Here is a 19,027-nt window from a genome sequence, read left to right as displayed (position 1 = left end):
TCTGTGGTTTATTGCAGTTAATATAGAAATAATTACTGGAATCCTATGCATGAATGTTCATATCTAAGACGCTTATGATCGAAATGTGTGCCATCGTGCTGCTTGTAGACTTTGGGGTTAAAATTCCCCTCGGGCACAATATGCCTCTCGATAATCAAAATCGCGGAACGGTCCCGGCTCCTATCCATTTATGTAGATGTTTTTAATTTAGCGATGGCTTTTGAGCGCATAGGTAGAAATTCATGATCGTTGTGACGCAGCCGTGACGCCGAAGCAGTCGGGCGACGAGCAACTCGATTTGGCGGAATCCGCGCAAACATCGATCTGGCGATTATCTTTGTTTTGGAAAGACGAGGCCCGCAGCGCAGGCCATCGCCTTTTGATCCTTAGAGCGCTATTGGCAAGCTGGTCGAACACTCGGGTGATCCTCAATGCGCTTTCTGTTTGTCCTGATCCTGCTTGCCGGCGCCGGCATTGGCATCGTCTATCCCTGGGCGATGAGCAATTTCTCCGGCCATGAGATCGGCACCTGGCGGGTTTACGAGCAGGGCCGCTTCAAGCCGGTGACGGTGCCGCTGGGCGCGCGCGACGCGCCGGTGCGCGTGCTGGTCGATCTCACCGCAAAAGCCGAGCGCATTGTGTCGCAGCAGCGCACCGTGCTGACGCTGACCGCCGCGACAGGTGGCAAGACGGTGCTGGCCTCGACGTTGCAGTTCAACCATGCCGACAATCCGCGCCAGGCGAGCCCGCAATTGCCCGACAAGATTTTTCGCGACGAGGCCGGCGCGATCGCTCCCGTCAGCCCTGGCCCGTATCTTTTCACCGTCGGCCCGGGCGATGCCGACGGCATCGAGATGCGGGCGGTGGATCTCGTGCTGCGCTCGGGCGCCGGCGCGATCGACAGCAGAGCCCGGCCGGTCGGTTTTTCGCTGATGGCTGCCGGCCTGATCGGGCTGCTGCTGGCCAGGCGCTTTCGTGGTGGCGGTAGCGGCCGGCCGGAAAATCCGAATTCGCAGCCGCCACCGCCGCGCTGGGGCAGGGGCGCCAATTGAATTACCGCCACGCCTATCACGCCGGAAATTTTGCCGATGTCGTCAAGCATGTCGTGCTGGTGCGGCTGCTCGACTATCTCAAGCAGAAGGACAAGGCGTTTCGCGTCATCGACACCCATGCCGGCATCGGCCGCTACGATTTGTCGTCGGTCGAAGCGCAGAAGACCGGCGAGTGGCAGGGTGGCATCGGAAGACTGATCGATGCCGCGCCCGGCGGCCCGGCAGCGGCCCTGCTGGCGCCTTATCTCGATGCGGTGCGTTCGCTCAATCCCGAGGGCGGCGTCGAGAAATATCCCGGCTCGCCGCTGATCGCGCGCCACCTCATGCGCAAGCAGGACCGGCTGTCGGCGATCGAGCTGCACCCCAAGGACGTCGCCAGGCTGAAGACGCTGTTCGCCGGCGATTTCCAGACCCGCGTGATCGAGCTCGACGGCTGGCTGGCGCTCGGCGCGCATCTGCCGCCAAAGGAAAAGCGCGGCCTTGTGCTCATCGATCCACCGTTCGAGGAGGAGGGCGAGTTCGAGCGCCTCGTCGACGGGCTGCATAGAGCGCACAAGCGCTGGCCGGGCGGCATCTATGCGCTGTGGTATCCGATCAAGGACCGCAAGGCGGTCATCGCCTTCAGGAAGGCGCTGAAGCAATCCGGCATCCCGAAGCTGCTCGACATCGAATTCGAGATCAGGCCGGCGTCGCGAGAGCCCAGCCTCGACGGCAGCGGCATGCTGGTGGTCAACCCGCCATTCACACTGGAAGGCGAACTGCGAACCGTGCTGCCGGCCTTGCACAAATTGCTTGTCGTGGAAAAGCCGGCGCATTGGTCGCTGGAGTGGCTGGCCGGCGAGTAGCCGCTCGACCGCTGGTGCTCATGTGCTGACCGCTTTCACAGCTGGCGAGCCCGCGGCAGCGAAGCAAAGTCGCTAAAGAATTTGACAGCCGGGTGCCCTTCGCAAGTGCTCCTCTGTGTCCATCGAACCGAACGCCACGGAGATGGACAGCATGACCGAGAAAATTTTTGCGGCCTGCGATTGCAAACTGGATGCCGACGCACCGGTTTCGGCAACCAGCCTTGGTGAGGGCTGACCGATGCGCGCGGGTCATGTCGCGACGGCGCAATGCCGGGCGGCGGCTCGTCCCTCAAACCTGCTGACAATCTGGAAATTCTTCTCGGCGCCAGCCATAGCGGTGGCGAGCTGGATCAACCGTCAGATGGTGAGGCGCAGAAGCCGGCTCGCCTTGCTCGAAATGACCGACGAACAGCTCAAGGACATAGGCCTGTCGCGTAGCGATGCCTATTCAACGGCGTTGACGATCATTCCAAAATCAGATAGGCAAATATTCTGATAATAAGATTTTCGAACTAAATGCCAAGAATGAGCAAAAGCGAACTGGTCAATGCGATAGGGTTCGCGATTTCGCGTTGGCAGGATGCCGTTGAGACGTTCGATGGGACGGTCGCGGAAATCTATATGCTGAGCGCTGCCGAGCACCGCTGTCTCGGCGCGATCAGTCGCGGCCCGCAGCCTGCAAGCGCGATCGCCAGGGAAACAAACCTTACGCCGGCGGCGGTCACGTCCCTGATCGACCGGCTGGAAAAGCGTGGCTTCGTTCGTCGCCAGCCGGACCCTGACGACCGGCGCAAGGTGATGGTGGCCGCGGGCAAGAAGACTGAAGAGCTGGTCAAGCGGGCATACCACCCGATCTTCGAGGCGGGTGCCGCCCTGCTGGCAAGGTACTCGGCGGCCGAGATGCAACTGCTGCTCGGATTCATCGAAGAGGTTTGCGCGATGCTGTCAGCGCAGACCGAGATCCTGCGCCGCAAAAGCAAGGCCAGTGCCTTGAAGTGACGGCAGGCGCGAAAAAGCCCGCTTTCCTGAGGGGTCGGGAAGGCGGGCTCTTTAACGACCCAAGTCTTTGGGGTCTCGGATCTGGATATCAACGCGCCAATGCGCTTCCGGTTCCATGCCGCAGGCCGGATTTACCAAAAGCAATTGCGAACTGGAAACCATCGTCAGTGCAACCGCTTGACCGCGGGTGAGCGAATCCGCACAGTGCGCGCAATCGACCATAAGAGGCTGCCATGACTCGCTTCGCCAAATCCTGTCTTGCCGCACTGATCGCCTTTTGCACGCCGCTCGGTACCTCGCTTGGCCTCACCCAGGCGGTGCAGGCGGCTGACCTTGGCGTCTATTCCGACGATGATGGCAGTGTCTGCGGTCAGGCCTGGGTGCTGAACAAGATCACCAACCGGTTCTCCTACCAGGTGCATCACGTGCCGCATCTGCCCGATGTTGCGATCACCGATTTCCGCCGCATCCACCAGCACCGTTATCTGCCGGCCAACGACACCTGGCCGATCGGCCGCCGCTATTGCGGCGCCACCGTCAGCCTCTCCGACGGCCGCGCCCGCACTATCTGGTACCTGATCGAGGAAGGTCAGGGCTTTGCCTCGATCGGCGACAATGTCGAATTCTGCGTTTCCGGATTCGATCGCTGGATGGTCTATAACGGCCGCTGCCGCGTCCTACGCTAAAAATGCCGGCCGGGTTCCAATCGATCGCCGCGCTATTTTCGGCGCTGCGCCGGCTCTGACTGATCGACGATCTTGCGAAGAAAGGCGACGTGACCGCGGAAGGCGCGCCGTCCGCTCGTTGTTGCCTTGATGCGCGTCTGCGGCCGGCGTCCGACAAACAGCTTTTCGACATCGACGTAGCCGGCCCTGGCGAGCGTATCGAGATGGGCTCCGAGATTGCCGTCGGTGGCATCGACAATGGCCTTCAGCCGGGTGAATTCCAGCGCTTCCCTGCGGTCGAGACCGTTCAGCGCCGCCATGATCCTGAGCCGCGTGCTTTGGTGGATGATTTCGTCGGCGCTCATCGGCGGGCTCGCGCGAAGGCGGCTGCCGCGGCACGGTTCTGGAGGACTGGAACGGCGCAGCCCGCATCGCGCGCCCGCAGTGTCCGGCTTTTGGCGGCTGGCGCCATTTGCTCCTGTGTCATCGACATTGAAGCCCTTCGCATTCTTCTACAGATGACTCTGCATAGCAGAGTTGTCTGTGTTTGTCGCGATCAACTTCGTTGCAAAGATCAATCCTGTACTCCTCGATGCATCGGGTGCCGCATTCATGCCGCCGCATCTTGTGGGCAGATTTCAAAATGGATTTTGCTGCCGCAGAAATTCAGCGCATCACGAGAACAGAGAGCGCGATAGAGGGCGCTGAATTGCAGCGCAAAGCTCGCACGGATCTTTATGCGGATCGCGATCTTCGCTTCCAGTTAATCTCTAAGATCTAAACTGCAAAAACAGTGCATTGCTTCGCTGGCTAGCAAGCCGCGAGTCAGATATGCATTGCGCGCCGGGTCATTAACGGCCATCGGCACAACTAAAGGGGCATCGCATGGCTAAGCAGTTATCCAAAGCGCCGGCGTCCAAGGCACCGGCAAAGAAAGCACCCGCAAAAGCAGTAGCGGCCAAGGCTGCGACTGCAGTGAAGAAAGCAGCACCCGCTGCCAAGCCGAAGGCCGCGGCGGCCAAGGCAAAAGCAGCACCGGCCAAGAAGCCGGCTGCAAAGGCTGCGGCGAAACCCGCAGTGAAGAAGGCAGCGCCTGCCAAGAAACCGGCTGCCAAGGCGGCACCCGCCAAGAAGCCGGCTGCAAAGGCTGCGGCGAAACCAGCCGCGAAGAAAGCAGCACCTGCCAAGAAGCCGGCTGCGAAGGCTGCACCGGCAATGAAGGCAGCGGCAGCGAAGTCTTCGGCGCCGGTGAAGAAAGCAGCACCCGCGGCCAAGAAGGCAGCACCCGCGAAGGCCGGCAAGAAGTAACGTTTCTTCCCTCGCCGGGGGACGGTGCCAGGACAGTTGAGGGCGGGTGCCGGACGGGCGCTCCGCTCGCTCAGTGGCTTGGTATTCGGAAGGCGAGAACAGAGGCGGACGGAGGATATCTTTTCGCAGCTCCCAGGACTTCGCCGTCAGGCGAAGTCCGGTGGGGCTTTTTTGTTTTCAGGGTTTTGAAATTATTCTCTCGCTGAGGCCGGCATCACCGTCGCCGCTTCTGGCGGCTTGGTTTTTCGCTTCTGGCCATTGCTCGGCTGTGCCTGATCGGTCAACACTGCCGCATCGGCAAACAGGAACCCGACCATGCCCAGATTGCTCTACGCGTCATCCTCTCCCTACAGTTCCAAGGTGCGCATGGCGGCAGCCTATGCCGGCATCGCTATCGATCTGGTTCCGCTGAGGACCGAGGACAAGCCGGCCGAATTGATGGGCGCCAATCCGCTTGGCAAGATTCCGGTGCTGGTGCTCGATGACGGCCGCTCGATCCACGACAGCCGTGCCATCACCCAGCATCTCAACCGCGTGTCGAAGAGCGTGCTGTTTCCGCGCAATGCCGACAAGCGCCTCGAGGCGGAGGTGCTGGAGGCGCTGGCCGACGGCATCTGCGATTGCGCGCTGTCGATGGTCTATGAACGGCGTGTGCGGCCGGAAGACATGGTCTACCAGCCGTGGCTGGACAAGCAGTGGTCGAAGATCACCGCGGCACTTGATCTGCTCAACGCCAATCCGCCGAAACTGCCGAAGAAGATCACCGCCGGCCAGATGGCGCTGCGCGCCTGCCTTGGTTACCTCTCGCTGCGCTTTGCCGGAAAATGGGAAAAGGGCCGCGGCCGGCTGACACGCTGGGCGGCGCGCTTCGACGAGAAGTTCCCCGAACTGAAGCCCTGTATTCCCGCGTGAGATGATGCGCGCCCTTCCTTCCCCACAAGAGGGAGAAGGGAAGGGCCTCACTTCCTTGTTGAACCTCCGCCTGATTCCGTGCTTGCCTGACGCTAGGCAAATCGCACACAGGTGGCGAACATGCAGAAATCAGCCAGCACAGCAGACCCCATGGTCGAGCGCCTGCGTGCCGCTCTTGGCCAGCGCGCCTTCACCGAACAGAAGATGTTCGGCGGCACCTGCTTCATGCTCAACGGCAACATGCTGATCGGCACCTCGAAGCGCGGACTGCTGGTGCGTGTCGGCAAGGCAGCGCATGAGACGGCCGCCGCGCGTCCGCACGCACGTCCGATGGAGATGGGCGGGCGGGCAATGGAAGGCTATGTCCATATCGCGCCGGAGGGTACGGCGACCGACGCCGATCTCGCCGGCTGGCTCGATCTCGCGCTGGCCTTCGTCAAGACGCTGCCGCCGAAATCGAAACCCACCAAGGTCGCAAAGCGACAAGCCTGAGCCGATCGCGCTGGCTATCCTGCGCCGGTCGGTTGTTGCAGCCCGGCTCCGAGGCGCAGCCGGCAAGGAGGTAGCAATGGCATTTCTAGCAGGGCATTGCATGTGTCGGGCAGTCGCCTGGACATATTCCGGGCAAATCACACGCAACCTGGTCTGTCACTGCACCGATTGCCAGCGCGCCACGTCCGCTCCCTTCACGGCCTTCCTGGGGTTGAGGTCGGAGCAGCTGAGCTGGACCGGCGACATTGTGCATTACGAGAGCAGCCCTAACACATTTCGCGGGTTCTGCCCGTCCTGCGGCTCAAGGCTCTATTTCCGCTCGGACAGATGGCCGACCGAGATTCACGTCCATGCCGCCACGATGACCGATCCGGGCGACTACCGCCCGGACGCGCAAGTCCTCGTGCGCTCGCGGGCGAAATGGCTCGACGGGCTGCCGTCGATCCCGACCCATGACGGCTTCCAGCAACAGCCGTCGGGTCACCCACACAGCTTGTGATCCGGATGAGTTGGTGACAGCTCCCATTCCGGGAAACCGCCCATAAAAAAGCCGGGCACGAGGCCCGGCTTTTTCGTGTCGTGGCTTGAACGACTTAGAACTTCATACCGACGCCGAAGGTGACGCGGTTGTCGGTGGCCTTGACGTTACCGATGCCGCCGCCGAAGTCCTTGTCGCCATAGTCAGTGTAGCGATACTCGACACGGCCGAACACATTGTCGGTGATCTTGATGTCGGTGCCGACACCGGCGGTCCAGCCAAGCATGGTAGCGCTATCGCTGGTGCCAAGCACCGTATCTTCTACCTTCAAGCTCCTGCCGGCGAGACCGCCGGTACCATAGAGCAGGATTTCCGGGGTCACGGCGTAGCCGAGGCGGGCACGCAGCGAACCATCGAAGCCGGCCTTGGAATTCACACCGGCTTCATCGCCTTTGACGCCGTTGTAGCCGAGTTCGGCTTCAGCGCCGTAGACGAAGTTCTCCTGCTGCCACTGGTAGCCGCCGAAGACACTGCCGACGAAACCCTTGGTGCCGACGTCCACGTCGAAATCCCTTTCCTTGGTATGGCCGCTAAAGCCATAGCCAACGTTGAGACCGGCATAGGGACCAGCCCAGGACGCGACGGGGAGCTCGGCGATCGGGGCGGGTGCCGGCGGCTCTTCCGAGACGACGTCCGCGGCGTAGGCAGTTCCACTGAGGGCGAAGAGCCCGAGCGCCACCGCAAGAGGTCGCGCAAATTTAAGATTGGCTTGCATTGTTCTTTACTCCTTAAGCCACAGGACACAGGCTTGTTTGTCATGAGCGCCATCGACCCATCCGGGGGGTGAAACGGATCTGGCGTTCAACAGTTCCAAATGTCGTGTCAAAATGCGGCTGAAGCGAACCTGAACTTGGGTCATTCCCCGGCGCGAATGAGGCTGAACCTTGACGTTGCATCTTCGCAACAGCGAGATGTCAGCAAGCTTGTCATGCTGCGCTGCACACGGCTTGGTGCAAGGAGTCCAGCGCCCTATATTGCGGTTCGGCCCACCCCGAGTCTTGGCAGGCTCGGAGAGCCGATAGGGCCGTTCGCCACAATCCCGCCCCAGGTGGAAACGGCATTTAACCCCCTGGCGGGCCATATTTGCCGGCGGACCGGAATCGAGGCCGCAATTTGAGGATTGACAGATGAATGAAGCGGCCGGGACCGCACTGGTAACGGGCGGTGCCAAGCGGATCGGCAAGGCGATCGTCGAAGATCTTGCCGCGCATGGTTTTGCCGTCGCCATCCACGCCAACAATTCGCTGGCCGAGGCGGAAGCGCTGGCTGCCCTGATCAGGGATGCCGGTGGCCGCGCCGCGGCACTTGCGGCCGACCTCACCGACATGGACGCCGTCGGCGATCTGGTCGGCCGCGCCGAGGCAGCGCTCGGCCCCGTGACGCTTCTGGTCAACAACGCCTCGCTGTTCGTCGACGACAGTGTCCAGGATTTCGACTGGCAGGCCTGGGATCGCCACTTCGCCGTCCATATCAAGGCACCGGCGCTGCTGGCGCAGGCCTTCGCCCGCGCCCTGCCGGAGGGGAAGGAGGGGCTGATCGTCAACATCATCGACCAGCGTGTCTGGCGGCCAACCCCGCGCTATTTCTCCTACGCGCTGTCGAAGTCGACGCTGTGGACGGCGACGCAGATGATGGCGCAGGCGCTGGGTCCGCGCATCCGCGTCAACGCCATTGGTCCCGGCCCGACCTTGAAGAACACCCGCCAGGACGACGACGATTTTGCCGCGCAGGTCGACGGCCTGATCCTGAAGCGTGCACCGGACCTGTCGGAATTCGGCGCCACCATCCGCTATTTCTGGGCGGCGCGCTCGGTTACCGGCCAGATGATTGCCCTCGATGGCGGCCAGCATCTTGCATGGCAGACGCCGGATGTGACAGGCATGACGGAATGAGTCCTGTAGAGCAGAAACACAAGACGCGCGGCGGCGCCGACGACCTGCCTCCCGAAATCGACATCGAGGACGAGGCGGTAGAAGAGATCGTCACGCCGGCCGGCCCGGACGTCGCCTTCACGGCCATCGACTGGACGCCGCATGCCGGTGACGCCGACGGCATGGTCGGCGCCGAGGTCATCCAGACGCTGGTCAAGCGGCTGCCCAACGCACCCGGCGTCTACCGTATGATGAACGCCGCCGGCGACGTTCTCTATGTCGGCAAGGCGCGCAGCCTGAAGAAGCGGGTGACCAGCTACGCGCAAGGCCGGTTCCACACCAGCCGCATCGGCCGCATGGTGCGCGAGACCTCGACGATGGAGTTCGTCGTTACCCGCACCGAGATCGAAGCGCTGCTGCTCGAAGCCAATCTTATCAAGCGCTTGCGGCCAAGATTCAATGTGCTGATGCGGGACGACAAGTCGTTCCCCTATATCCTGCTGACCGGCGATCATGTGTCGCCGGGCATTTACAAGCATCGCGGCGCGCGCTCGCGCAAAGGCGACTATTTCGGCCCCTTCGCCTCGGCCGGCGCCGTTGGCCGCACCATCAATTCGTTGCAGCGCGCCTTCCTCTTGAGGAGCTGCACCAACTCCTTCTACGAGAACCGTACCCGGCCGTGCCTGCTCTATCAGATCAAGCGCTGCGCCGGCCCATGCACCGGCGAGATCTCGCATACCGACTATGCCGAGCTGGTCGGCGAGGCCAAGGATTTTCTGTCGGGCCGCAGCCAGAAGGTGAAGACGGAAATCTCATCCGCCATGCAACTGGCCTCGGAAAGCCTCGATTTCGAGCGCGCCGCCATCTATCGCGACCGGCTGGCGGCCCTCTCGCATGTGCAGAGCCACCAGGGCATCAACCCGGCGACCGTCGACGAGGCCGATGTCTTTGCCATCCACCAGGAAGGCGGTCAGGTCTGCATCCAGGTGTTCTTCTTCCGCACCGGCCAGAACTGGGGCAACCGCGCCTATTTCCCCAAGGCCGATCCGGCACTGGAGGCGGCCGAGGTGCTGGGCTCGTTCCTGGCGCAGTTCTATGACGACAAGCCGACGCCGCGCGCCATCTTGTTGTCGCATGGCGTCGAGGACCAGGAATTGCTCGCCGAGGCTCTCTCCACCCGCGCCGGCCGTAAGGTGGCGATCTCGGTGCCGCAGCGTGGTGAGAAGAAGGATTTGACCGACAACGCGCTGCAGAACGCCCGTGAGGCGCTCGGTCGCCGGTTGGCCGAAACCTCGACGCAAGGGCGGCTGCTCGCCGGTTTCGCCGAGACCTTCGGCCTGGCAAAACCGCCGGTGCGCATCGAGGTCTACGACAACTCGCACATCATGGGCACCAATGCGGTCGGCGCCATGGTTGTCGCCGGGCCGGAAGGTTTTGTGAAAAACCAGTACCGCAAATTCAACATCCGCTCGACCGAGATCACGCCGGGCGACGATTTCGGCATGATGCGCGAAGTGATGGAGCGGCGTTTTTCGCGACTGCTCAAAGAACATGGCGATGTTGCGCCCGACGCTGCGGTTGCGGCGGAAGCCGGCGACGACATTGAAGACGACATTTCCGGCAGTTTCCCGGCCTGGCCCGACGTCATCCTGATCGATGGCGGCCAGGGCCAGATGTCGGCGGTGCGCAAGATTCTCGCCGATCTCGGCATCGAGGACCGCGTCGTGGCGATCGGCATCGCCAAAGGCCAGGACCGCGATGCCGGCCGCGAGCGCTTCTTCGTCAGGGGCAGGGACTCGTTCTCGCTGCCCGTGCGTGATCCAGTGCTGTATTTCGTCCAGCGGCTGCGCGACGAGGTCCACCGCTTTGCCATCGGCTCGCACCGTGCGCGACGCAAAAAGGAGATGGTCAAGAGCCCGCTCGACGAGATCAGCGGCATCGGTCCCGGCCGCAAGCGCGCGCTGCTGATGCATTTCGGCACCGCCAAGGCGGTCAGCCGCGCCGCGATGGAGGATCTGATGGTGGTCGACGGCATTTCCGAGCAGGTGGCCAAACTGGTCTACAACCATTTCCACGAGAGTTGAGCGTTGGTCCTGGGATGACGAAATGAGCTATTTTCGCTTGGTCCATCGACACTCGCCAGTTGACCCCCCACATTCGCTTCTGATTTGAGTACGCAGGAAGAAAGAGTCCCCCCGCACATGGCCAAGCGCGCGTTCAACCTGCCCAACATGCTCACCTACGCCCGCATTATCGCGGTGCCGCTGGTGGTGCTGTGCTTTTTTCTCGAAGGGCATCTGAAATCGAGCGACTTCGCCCGCTGGTCGGCGCTGATCATCTTCCTGCTGGCCTCGATCACCGATTATCTCGACGGCTATCTGGCGCGCGCCTGGCAGCAGACCTCCAACATCGGCAAGATGCTCGATCCGATCGCCGACAAATTGCTGGTCGCCACATGCCTGTTGCTGCTGGCGGCCGACACCGACCGCCACGCCGGCATCGCCGGCTGGTCGCTGTGGGCGGCGATCATCATCCTGTGCCGCGAAATACTGGTCTCGGGCCTGCGCGAATATCTGGCGGCACTAAAGGTTTCGGTGCCGGTGACACAACTGGCCAAGTGGAAGACCGCCATCCAGATGGTCGCCATCGCCTTCCTGCTGGCCGGGCCGGCCGGCGACAAGATTTTTCCGCTGACCACCCAGACCGGACTGGTGCTGCTGTGGATCGCGGCCCTGGTCACGCTCTATACCGGCTATGATTATTTCCGTGCCGGCCTCAAGCACATCATGGACGAGTGAGATGACAAAGCTCATCTATTTCGCCTGGGTGCGCGAGCGGATCGGCAAGCCGGAAGAGGATGTCGAACTGCCCGCCGGCATCGAGACGGTCGCCGACCTGTTGCGCTGGCTGAAATCGCGCGGCGAGGAATACGAACACGCGCTGCAATATCCCGATGTGATCCGCGTCGCCATCAACCAGGAACATGTCGAGCACCGCGAAAAGATATCGGGCGCGCGCGAGATCGCGCTGTTCCCGCCGATGACCGGTGGCTGATATGCCGTCCCCGGTGGTGCCTGTCGTGCGCATCCAGGCGCAGGATTTCGATATCGCCGCCGAAATCGCCAGGCTGACCGCCGGTCGCGCCGATATCGGCGCCGTGGTGACGTTCTCGGGCCTCTGCCGCGACGAGCAGGGCGCTTTGTCGGCGCTCGAACTCGAACATTATCCCGGCATGGCCGAAGCAGAGATCAGTCGCATTGCGGCAGAAGCGATTCAGCGCTGGCCGCTGCAGGGGCTCACCGCCATCCATCGCCATGGCAAAATAGCGCCCGGCGAAAACATCGTGCTGGTCGTGGCCGCCTCGGCGCACCGGCAGGCGGCATTCGAAGCGGCGAATTTCCTGATGGATTATCTGAAATCGCGCGCACCCTTCTGGAAGAAGGAACATCGCGCCGACGGCTCCGCAGGCGGCTGGGTCGACGCCAAGGAAACCGACAACACGGCGGCACGCCGTTGGAAGCAGCGGCCGACCGAATAAAATCGTGCCGCAGCCATGCATTGACCGCAATCCCTTGGCCAAATTGCACCAGGCAAAGGGAGCAAGGTCATGCTGGACAGGATCGCCGAATTCTTCATCTTCGGCTTCGTGCCGCTGGTCGTCGGCGTGCTTGCGGTGCCCGATCTGTCGGTCGCTGCCGAGAAAACCCTGAAGGGCGAGGTGATGTATCGCGAGCGCATCGCGCTGCCACCCAACGCCGTGCTGTCCGTGCAGCTTGCCGATGTGTCGCTGGCCGACGCGCCGGCCGCAATCATCGGCGAACGCAAGGTGGCGCCGGCCGGCCAGGTGCCGATCAAGTTCGAAATCAGCTTCGACCCGGCCGTGATCCGGCCTGAGATGACCTACGCGCTGCAGGCGCGCATCACCGCCGATGACAGGCTGCTGTTCATCACCGATGTCAGCTATCAGGTCGACCCGCTGAGCGATGCGCCGCAGGCCATCGTGCTGAAAATGGTGGCGCCTCGCGACACGCCGACGGCGGCCGCGTTGATCGGGCAGAGCTGGCTGGTTGAATATATTGACGGCATCGGCGTCATCGCCGAGCCGCAGGCGACGTTCCGGATCAGCGAGGCCGGCAAGGCTGGCGGCAGCGGCCCGTGCAATGTCTACTTCGCCACCGCCAAGGTCGATGGTTCTACGATCGCCATCAGCGACATCGGCTCGACCTTCAAGGCCTGTGCGCCGGAGATCATGGCCGAGGAAAAGGCGCTGTTCGAGGCGCTCGCCAAGGCCGCGTCGTACCATGTCGACGCCGGCAAGCTTACCATCGTCGACAAGGACGGCCGCGATATCCTGCGCTTCAACGCAGCGAGCTAGAATGTGCTGATCTTCAGGTGGTGCCGGCCTGCCGGTTCCCAGAAGACACTCAAACTGTCGTTTTTTCGAACACTGCGCTGTAGTGATAAGGCGGCACGTCGACCAGTTCGGCAAACTTGAGGCCAGCCGTTTCGACGGCCGCGATGGTCTGTCGCGGGGACAGTCTCAACTCGGTCTTAGGACCGCGCGGCTCACCCAGCACTGTGGTGTTCTCGCGCGGATGCTGGTGCCAGTTGACTATGGCGAAGCGGCCGCCCGGGCCAAGCGTCGCGCCCACCGTACCTGCCAGCCGCGGCCGATCCGGAACGCCATGAAAGGCGTTGGCCATGAAGACGAAGTCGACAGGTGAAGATACCAGCTTGGCCAGCTCGCAGGCATCGCCCGCCACAAAATCGCAATTCGCCACGCCGCTTTCGGTCAGCCGGTGCCGTGCGGCTTCGAGCAGATCGGGATCGATGTCTACGGCTATGACACGCCGGGCGACCCTGGCGATCGGCAGCGTGAACCAACCGTCGCCACAGCAGAGATCGACTACGACCATGCCCGGCTTGATCCCCGTTGCCGCGAGCACGCCGGCCGGGTCGGGCCACAGCGCTTCCCACCAGCCGCTGTTTGGCATCTCTGTGCCCTGGAAGAAGCCGGGAATGGTGCTGGTCATGCTCGGCTCGGCTCCACTGTCGGCAATGCCGTGACCTTGACCTTAGCGTAGGTCTAACCGGTCGAGGAGCCTACCGGCTATTCGCAAACGAAAAAAGGCCGGCGAAACGCCGGCCTCTTTGATCAGAGCGGGGGATTTCGGCTCAGCCGACGATCTCGGTGTCCGAGAACCAGTATTTGATCTCTTCGGCGGCGGTCTCCGGCGCGTCCGAGCCGTGCACCGAATTCTCGCCGATTGACAGCGCGTGCACCTTGCGGATGGTGCCTTCGGCGGCATTGGCGGGGTTGGTGGCACCCATCACTTCCCGATTGCGGGCAATGGCGTTCTCGCCTTCCAGCACCTGAACGATGGTCGGCGCCGACGACATGAACTCCACCAGCTCGCCGAAGAACGGACGCTCCTTGTGAACGGCATAAAAACCTTCGGCTTCGCGGCGGCTCATCCACACCCGGCGTGAGGCGATGACGCGCAGGCCGGCCGCTTCCAGCATCTGGGTGATGGCGCCGGTGAGATTGCGCCGGGTCGCGTCCGGCTTGATCATGGAAAAGGTGCGTTCGAGCGCCATGGGGTCGTCCTTGTTTAAGAGAATGGAATTGAGGGTGGCGGGCTCTATACAAGCCGCCCGGCCTATTGCCAAGGGGCGCGGGCGTTCTGGTCAAGCACCGGTCTTTGCGAGAAAATGGAAGCGGTTGCACGCGGGTCGAAACGTCGGCCCGGCGAAAAGGCGGCCTGAGAGGAGAGACCGGACAGCGCAAGCGCCGGACACGATGCCCTGGCCCTGGCTGAAACACGGCGACGTCGCCGGCATCCTGCTGATTGCCGTGGCTCTTGGTATTGTGGTCCTTGTTCTGGTTTTCCATCCGGGGTTGGGGCAAAGACAGAATTTCGGCCTCAGTCCGGACTGGCAATGCGCCCGCATAGAAAAAGGCGAGCCGATCTGCGTCCGCCTGCTCAACCCCGATGGCTCGAAGTGACCGGGTTCCCGCTCCGGCCTGTCGACCCATGCAGGCCGCTCTACCGCCTTATCACCATCGAGGGCCGCCGAAACTCCCAGCCTTCGCGCTCCAGCGTCGGCGTGATGTGCTCCTCCGAGGGATAGCCGACGCAGAAATAGCCGATCAGCGTCCATTGCGGCGGCGCGTCGAGGATCGTCGCCATCTCGACTGGGTCGAGGATCGACACCCAGCCCATGCCGATGCCCTCGGCGCGCGCCGCCAGCCACAGCGTGTGGACCGCCATCACCGCCGAATATTCGATTGTCGCCGGCATCGTCAGGCGGCCAAGTCCGTGCCCTTGCTCCGTCGTGCGGTCGGCGAAAACCGCGAATTGACAAGGCGCCTCGTTCAAGCCGGCGAGCTTCAGCCGGGCATAGAGGGCGGCGCGCTCGCCGCAGAACGATGTCAGCGCTTCCGCATTGCAGCGTTCAAAGCACGCTTTGACGGCGTCACGGCAATTGGCACTCTCGACCACGACAAACCGCCAGGGCTGGCTAAGTCCGACGGACGGCGCGACGCTGGCAAGGTCGAGCAGCCGCTCCAGCGCCCCTTCGGGCAGCGGCGTCGGCCTGAATCGCCTGACGTCCCGGCGCCACAGGAAGAGATTGACGAGTTCGGCGCGAAAATCGTCGCGGAATTCCGGGCCTGACGTCATGGCGTCGCGCTGCCTTGTTTCGATTGCCCGGTCACGGGATTTTTCGTCTTCTTTGCCCGGATCAGGGCAACGGTGAGGCGTGTGAAGCGACGCTTGTGCATCCACATTGTCGCATTTCGTTGGCGATTGGCGAAGAACCGCTGAGATCCGCTCCCTTTTTTCGGGAGACGTGCCGTCCTAGGCTGCCGCCGCCACCTTGCGGCCGAGGCCGCCGTGCAAATCGAGGCAGCGTTCGAACCACTGCGCCACCACGTCGCCATCGTCGAGCAACCGATAGGGCGTCGCGATGCGTGCCCACTGCAGTGCGCCGAAGACGATGTAGTCGGCAAACAGCGGTGATGGACCGCCGATGAACGGCTGATACGTAAGCATCGAGCGCAATGGCTCCAGCGAGGCGCGAAAAGCCCCAAGCCCGGCGTCGCGGGCCGCCATCACCTCTTCCAGCCGCTTGCCGAAGCGCTGCTCGCGATTCTGCCGGAAATAGGCGGCATTGGCCCCGTCCTGCATGGCGTGAAGATCCATGATCGCGGCCGTGGTGACATAGGGATGGATAGTCAGCTGCGACCAGCGCTCGATGAAGCGCGCCGCAGCCTTGCCGCCGTCGCCGCCAAACAGCGTCGGCCGCTCAGGATAGGCCTCCTCGAGATAGAGCGCGATGGCGAAGGAATCGGCGACCACATGATCGCCGTCGCGGATCACCGGAACGAGTTTCGAGACGCCGCCTTCGACGGCAGGCACTTCGAGAAAGCGCGTCGGCACGCTGGAGATGTCGAGCCCCTTGTGGGCAAGCGCCATCGCCGCCTTCCAGCAATGCGGGCTGAAGGGACGCGCGGCATCGCGTCCAACGAGCTCATAGAGCAGAATGGTCATTGGCGGGGTCGCCCCTGCGGTTTAGGTAGGCTCGGGATTCGATGCGAGGCGGGTAGAAAAAGATGAAACAGCATTTCATGATGTTTGCGGCCTACAATCAATGGGCCAATGGCCGCATCTACGATGCCGCCGGCGAAATCAACGACGAAGAATTCAACCGCAATGTCGGCGCCTTCTTCGGCTCGATGATGGGCACGCTCAATCATCTGCTCACCGCCGATCGCATCTGGATGAAACGCTTCACCGGCGAAGGCGACGCACCGGCCAGCCTCGACGCCATCATGCACCGTGCCTTGCCCGTATTGCGGATGGCGCGGGAGTCCGAAGACAGGCGTATCATCGACTGGGTCGGCGGCCTCGGTGACAAGGCGCTGTCGGGCCGCTTCACCTACATGACCGTCTCCGACATGCGCACCGTCTCGCAGCGGTTGGCGCCGGCGCTGGCTCACGTCTTCAACCACCAGACCCATCATCGTGGCCAGGCGCACGCGATCCTGACGATCCTGGGCCGGCCTTCGGTGCCGCTCGACCTGATGCTGTTCCAGCGCACCGAAGAAGGGCGCGTCTACGCCTGACGAAGGGTGCTTGCGCAGCTGTCATCGCTAGCTAGCGAGAACTTTTCACAACACCTGGACTGGCCCCTTCTGCGGGAAAGCTATCGGCGGCATCGGCGCTTTCCTCGCTAGCCTGACCATGACGACTTTTCGCTTCACTGAGGCGCCGCAAACGGTGCAGTCCAGCGACGGCATTCAGGATTTTTGCACGGACCTGGAAGTCGGTCATTGACCACTTCCGAGCCGGTCCGCGGTGCCGTTCGGCCATCGCGCTAAATTAGGGTGAGCTTATACTTAATCTTTGGTTGAAATTTTGTTGGCCGATTCGATAAAATTTAAACCTTTAAGAAAAATTGTATAGTTTTTTAGAATAGAGATGAAATGGTTACAAACTAAAATTTTTGACCACAGAAAAAATTAAGAAACTAAAAGGAGATCGCGTACGTATCCTCAGATGCACAAGCAAAGAGGCGGGGTTTGATTCCAGGCTGTTGCAGTGCAGCAAATAGAAGGACCAAACAGGAGAGTGTCATGCATAGTATCAGCAAGAAAATCGCTAGAACACTTGCGAGTGGCGTGATTATCGCTATTTTTGCCATGCCCGCAAACGCTCAAAGTATTGGCCTTGGTGGCGTCGGCGGCGCTACCGTCGGCAATGGCGGAGCCAGCGCGAATGTGGGCGGCGCCAACGGGGCCAACGCCAGTGTGTCGTTGGGTGGTAACCGCACCAGTGCCAACGCTTCGATCGGCGGCGCTGGCGGCGCAGATGCGAACGCCACCATTGGCGGTGGCGGTGCCACGGCATCCATCGGTACAAATGGCACCACTGCAAACGTATCCATTGGCACCAACAATGGCACCACTGCCAACGTATCCGTTGGTACCAACAATGGCGTCAATGTCGGTGTCGGAGTCGGCGTTGGAACGCCCGGCACTCCAGGCACGCCTGGCACCCCGGGTACACCCGGCACGCCTGGTCTCCCTGGCGTCGTCGCCAGCATGTCGAACAGCCAGATCGCACACATGAAGAAGCGCTGCGTCGACGTGCTCGCCAGCGAAGGCACCTATGATAGTGACCTGCGGCAGCTCTGCCTGCTGATCTCACGCCGCTAACGCATGAGGGTGCTACAGCGCCCGGCGCGTCCAGAGCGGACGCGCCGCACTGTAGGCCCGGTTAACTCCGGCAAAAGTGTCGAACCAGCCGGGAGGCTTCGACGGCACACTCCTGGCCTCCGGCCAGTCGGAAAGCCCGCCACCCAGGTGGCGGGCTTTTTGCTGCAGGCGCGGGCTGCGCAGGCGCATCCGTACCCTTTGACGCGCGGTTAACCACATTCGAGTTGGAAGCATGGCCTTAGGACTTCGTTTGCCTTGCCGCTGCAAAATGGCTGACGTAGCGGGAGTAACGGCATGCGGATCGATTTGTCCCCAACGAGCTGGGGCAGGGTCATAGCTGTAACCATCGCCGGCACGGCGGTTTGCATTGCCGCCGCCTTCTTCGTCGACTCCTTCAATTTTCCGTCTCTGTCGCCTGACGCATTGCGCTGGGCGAAGCTCACCGACCTGCTGCTGCCGCTGGTGCTGGGGGGATCGTTTTTCTTTTTCCTGATGCACAAGATGCGCCAGTTGGCCATCGCTCAAAGGGAACTGAGCATTGTCGCGGCGACCGACAGCCTGACGGCGGTGTTCAACCGCGGCGCGTTTTCCATGCTTGTCGAGGCATATCTCGACCAGGCGGGCAGCCATTCCGTCGTCAATGCCGGCGCCTTGTTGATCGTCGACGCCGACCATTTCAAGACCATCAACGATCGCCTCGGCCACGATTGCGGCGATCAGGCGCTGAAGCTGATTGCCAAGACGATCCAGGGGCAGTTGCGCGGTGCCGACATCGTCGGACGAATTGGTGGCGAAGAATTCGCGGTCTTCCTTCCCGGCGCCGACTCCTCGCAGTCATGGCTGGTCGCCGAGGGCATCCGGCGTCGAATCCGCGAAGCCGAGTTTGCCCCGGGCGGGCGGCCTTGCCCGCTTTCGGTAAGCATTGGCGGCATCGCCTTCAGCGGCCCCACCACCTATGCCGAAATGTTCGTGGTGGCGGACACGCATCTCTACAAGGCCAAGTCGAACGGCCGCGACCAGGTCAGCTTTGAAATAACAGGACCGCGCAGCCAGATGGCCGGCGACCCGACAGTAATCCACTAGACGGCGAGCCTGGCGACGGTTGGGGATCGGCCTGGCCAGGAT

At 62.2% G+C, this 19,027-nt stretch carries 27 protein-coding genes; 20 read left to right on the top strand and 7 right to left on the bottom strand.

Translation table 11 applies throughout. From position 1 onward, the window contains the following. Positions 1-431: 431 nt before the first annotated feature. From AC1DX6_RS28090 to AC1DX6_RS28070, 5 genes are all read left to right on the top strand, one after another. Positions 432-1,052 (top strand): hypothetical protein, encoded by a 621-nt coding sequence (locus tag AC1DX6_RS28090; protein WP_477319408.1) that lies wholly within the window; start codon positions 432-434, stop codon positions 1,050-1,052. Beyond that, positions 1,049-1,897, top strand: coding sequence for a 23S rRNA (adenine(2030)-N(6))-methyltransferase RlmJ (locus AC1DX6_RS28085; RefSeq protein ID WP_477319406.1), 849 nt, complete (start codon positions 1,049-1,051; stop codon positions 1,895-1,897). The genes AC1DX6_RS28090 and AC1DX6_RS28085 overlap by 4 nt, the downstream gene beginning before the upstream one ends. A 238-nt stretch (positions 1,898-2,135) precedes the next feature. Beyond that, positions 2,136-2,393, top strand: coding sequence for a DUF1127 domain-containing protein (locus tag AC1DX6_RS28080; protein WP_477319404.1), 258 nt, complete (start codon positions 2,136-2,138; stop codon positions 2,391-2,393). 29 nt (positions 2,394-2,422) lie between these two features. Beyond that, the gene (locus tag AC1DX6_RS28075; protein WP_477319402.1) at positions 2,423-2,896 is read left to right on the top strand and encodes a MarR family transcriptional regulator; all 474 of its coding nucleotides are present in this window, start codon (positions 2,423-2,425) and stop codon (positions 2,894-2,896) included. Between the two features lie 233 nt (positions 2,897-3,129). After that, positions 3,130-3,582, top strand: coding sequence for a hypothetical protein (locus tag AC1DX6_RS28070; protein ID WP_477319400.1), 453 nt, complete (start codon positions 3,130-3,132; stop codon positions 3,580-3,582). A gap of 32 nt (positions 3,583-3,614) precedes the next feature. Here AC1DX6_RS28070 and AC1DX6_RS28065 read toward each other — a convergent pair whose 3' ends face one another. Next, positions 3,615-3,926 carry a transcriptional regulator gene (locus AC1DX6_RS28065; protein WP_477319399.1) on the bottom strand — a complete coding sequence of 104 codons (312 nt, stop codon included), beginning with the start codon at positions 3,924-3,926 and terminating at the stop codon, positions 3,615-3,617. A gap of 278 nt (positions 3,927-4,204) precedes the next feature. On the opposite strand from AC1DX6_RS28065, the gene AC1DX6_RS28060 reads away from it, so the two are divergent. The 5 genes from AC1DX6_RS28060 to AC1DX6_RS28040 all read left to right on the top strand — a co-directional run bounded on the left by AC1DX6_RS28060 (position 4,205) and on the right by AC1DX6_RS28040 (position 6,772). Continuing rightward, positions 4,205-4,342, top strand: coding sequence for a hypothetical protein (locus AC1DX6_RS28060; protein ID WP_477319398.1), 138 nt, complete (start codon positions 4,205-4,207; stop codon positions 4,340-4,342). 104 nt (positions 4,343-4,446) lie between these two features. After that, positions 4,447-4,869, top strand: a complete 423-nt coding sequence (locus tag AC1DX6_RS28055; protein WP_477319397.1) for a hypothetical protein — start codon at positions 4,447-4,449, stop codon at positions 4,867-4,869. A 315-nt stretch (positions 4,870-5,184) separates the two neighbouring features. Beyond that, on the top strand, positions 5,185-5,781 hold the full coding sequence (locus tag AC1DX6_RS28050) for a glutathione S-transferase family protein (protein ID WP_477319395.1): 597 nt from the start codon (positions 5,185-5,187) through the stop codon (positions 5,779-5,781). A gap of 120 nt (positions 5,782-5,901) precedes the next feature. Beyond that, entirely contained in the window at positions 5,902-6,273 is a 372-nt protein-coding gene (locus AC1DX6_RS28045; RefSeq protein ID WP_477319393.1) for a TfoX/Sxy family protein, read from the top strand. A gap of 76 nt (positions 6,274-6,349) precedes the next feature. Then, positions 6,350-6,772 carry a GFA family protein gene (locus AC1DX6_RS28040; protein WP_477319392.1) on the top strand — a complete coding sequence of 141 codons (423 nt, stop codon included), beginning with the start codon at positions 6,350-6,352 and terminating at the stop codon, positions 6,770-6,772. A 94-nt stretch (positions 6,773-6,866) separates the two neighbouring features. Here AC1DX6_RS28040 and AC1DX6_RS28035 read toward each other — a convergent pair whose 3' ends face one another. After that, entirely contained in the window at positions 6,867-7,526 is a 660-nt protein-coding gene (locus AC1DX6_RS28035) for an outer membrane protein (RefSeq protein ID WP_477319390.1), read from the bottom strand. 412 nt (positions 7,527-7,938) lie between these two features. Between AC1DX6_RS28035 and AC1DX6_RS28030 the strand changes: the two genes are divergently transcribed. The 6 genes from AC1DX6_RS28030 to AC1DX6_RS28005 all read left to right on the top strand — a co-directional run bounded on the left by AC1DX6_RS28030 (position 7,939) and on the right by AC1DX6_RS28005 (position 13,057). Next, positions 7,939-8,703 carry an SDR family oxidoreductase gene (locus AC1DX6_RS28030; RefSeq protein WP_477319388.1) on the top strand — a complete coding sequence of 255 codons (765 nt, stop codon included), beginning with the start codon at positions 7,939-7,941 and terminating at the stop codon, positions 8,701-8,703. Next, positions 8,700-10,766: an excinuclease ABC subunit UvrC gene (gene uvrC / locus AC1DX6_RS28025; RefSeq protein WP_477319386.1), complete on the top strand. Its 2,067-nt coding sequence runs from the start codon at positions 8,700-8,702 to the stop codon at positions 10,764-10,766. The genes AC1DX6_RS28030 and uvrC overlap by 4 nt, the downstream gene beginning before the upstream one ends. 117 nt (positions 10,767-10,883) lie before the next feature. Next, positions 10,884-11,480, top strand: a complete 597-nt coding sequence (pgsA, locus tag AC1DX6_RS28020) for a CDP-diacylglycerol--glycerol-3-phosphate 3-phosphatidyltransferase (protein ID WP_091577231.1) — start codon at positions 10,884-10,886, stop codon at positions 11,478-11,480. Position 11,481: 1 nt separating this feature from the next. Further along, positions 11,482-11,736 (top strand): molybdopterin converting factor subunit 1, encoded by a 255-nt coding sequence (moaD, locus tag AC1DX6_RS28015; protein ID WP_477264540.1) that lies wholly within the window; start codon positions 11,482-11,484, stop codon positions 11,734-11,736. A 1-nt stretch (position 11,737) separates the two neighbouring features. Next, positions 11,738-12,220: a molybdenum cofactor biosynthesis protein MoaE gene (locus AC1DX6_RS28010; protein WP_477319384.1), complete on the top strand. Its 483-nt coding sequence runs from the start codon at positions 11,738-11,740 to the stop codon at positions 12,218-12,220. A gap of 69 nt (positions 12,221-12,289) precedes the next feature. After that, positions 12,290-13,057, top strand: a complete 768-nt coding sequence (locus AC1DX6_RS28005; RefSeq protein WP_477319382.1) for a YbaY family lipoprotein — start codon at positions 12,290-12,292, stop codon at positions 13,055-13,057. A 49-nt stretch (positions 13,058-13,106) separates the two neighbouring features. On the opposite strand, the gene AC1DX6_RS28000 is transcribed toward AC1DX6_RS28005, so the two are convergent. Together AC1DX6_RS28000 and ndk are read right to left on the bottom strand one after the other, a co-directional pair. Then, positions 13,107-13,715 carry a class I SAM-dependent methyltransferase gene (locus AC1DX6_RS28000; protein WP_477319380.1) on the bottom strand — a complete coding sequence of 203 codons (609 nt, stop codon included), beginning with the start codon at positions 13,713-13,715 and terminating at the stop codon, positions 13,107-13,109. A 142-nt stretch (positions 13,716-13,857) separates the two neighbouring features. Continuing rightward, positions 13,858-14,280 carry a nucleoside-diphosphate kinase gene (gene ndk / locus AC1DX6_RS27995; RefSeq protein WP_477319378.1) on the bottom strand — a complete coding sequence of 141 codons (423 nt, stop codon included), beginning with the start codon at positions 14,278-14,280 and terminating at the stop codon, positions 13,858-13,860. Here ndk and AC1DX6_RS27990 point away from each other — a divergent pair. Further along, entirely contained in the window at positions 14,255-14,689 is a 435-nt protein-coding gene (locus AC1DX6_RS27990; RefSeq protein WP_477319376.1) for a hypothetical protein, read from the top strand. The genes ndk and AC1DX6_RS27990 overlap by 26 nt on opposite strands. 40 nt (positions 14,690-14,729) lie before the next feature. On the opposite strand, the gene bluB is transcribed toward AC1DX6_RS27990, so the two are convergent. Both bluB and AC1DX6_RS27980 read right to left on the bottom strand, forming a co-directional pair. Continuing rightward, complete coding sequence (gene bluB / locus AC1DX6_RS27985) at positions 14,730-15,365, bottom strand: 5,6-dimethylbenzimidazole synthase (protein WP_477319374.1); 636 nt, start codon at positions 15,363-15,365, stop codon at positions 14,730-14,732. Between the two features lie 177 nt (positions 15,366-15,542). Further along, entirely contained in the window at positions 15,543-16,235 is a 693-nt protein-coding gene (locus tag AC1DX6_RS27980) for a glutathione S-transferase family protein (protein ID WP_477319372.1), read from the bottom strand. A gap of 62 nt (positions 16,236-16,297) precedes the next feature. On the opposite strand from AC1DX6_RS27980, the gene AC1DX6_RS27975 reads away from it, so the two are divergent. Next, positions 16,298-16,810 carry a DinB family protein gene (locus AC1DX6_RS27975; RefSeq protein ID WP_477319370.1) on the top strand — a complete coding sequence of 171 codons (513 nt, stop codon included), beginning with the start codon at positions 16,298-16,300 and terminating at the stop codon, positions 16,808-16,810. 31 nt (positions 16,811-16,841) lie between these two features. Here the strand turns inward: AC1DX6_RS27975 and AC1DX6_RS27970 are convergent, their stop codons facing one another. Beyond that, positions 16,842-17,018 (bottom strand): hypothetical protein, encoded by a 177-nt coding sequence (locus tag AC1DX6_RS27970; RefSeq protein ID WP_477319368.1) that lies wholly within the window; start codon positions 17,016-17,018, stop codon positions 16,842-16,844. Positions 17,019-17,320: 302 nt separating this feature from the next. Here AC1DX6_RS27970 and AC1DX6_RS27965 point away from each other — a divergent pair, with 302 nt between their 5' ends. Together AC1DX6_RS27965 and AC1DX6_RS27960 are read left to right on the top strand one after the other, a co-directional pair. Next, on the top strand, positions 17,321-17,902 hold the full coding sequence (locus AC1DX6_RS27965; RefSeq protein ID WP_477319367.1) for a hypothetical protein: 582 nt from the start codon (positions 17,321-17,323) through the stop codon (positions 17,900-17,902). Between the two features lie 294 nt (positions 17,903-18,196). Further along, on the top strand, positions 18,197-18,985 hold the full coding sequence (locus AC1DX6_RS27960; RefSeq protein ID WP_477319365.1) for a GGDEF domain-containing protein: 789 nt from the start codon (positions 18,197-18,199) through the stop codon (positions 18,983-18,985). The last annotated feature ends 42 nt before the right edge of the window (positions 18,986-19,027 follow it).

It is taken from the genome of Mesorhizobium sp. P2_C4 (genome assembly GCF_056404575.1).
The sequence above is the reverse complement of the archived record's forward strand: the minus strand, read 5'-3'. Positions and strand labels throughout refer to the sequence as shown.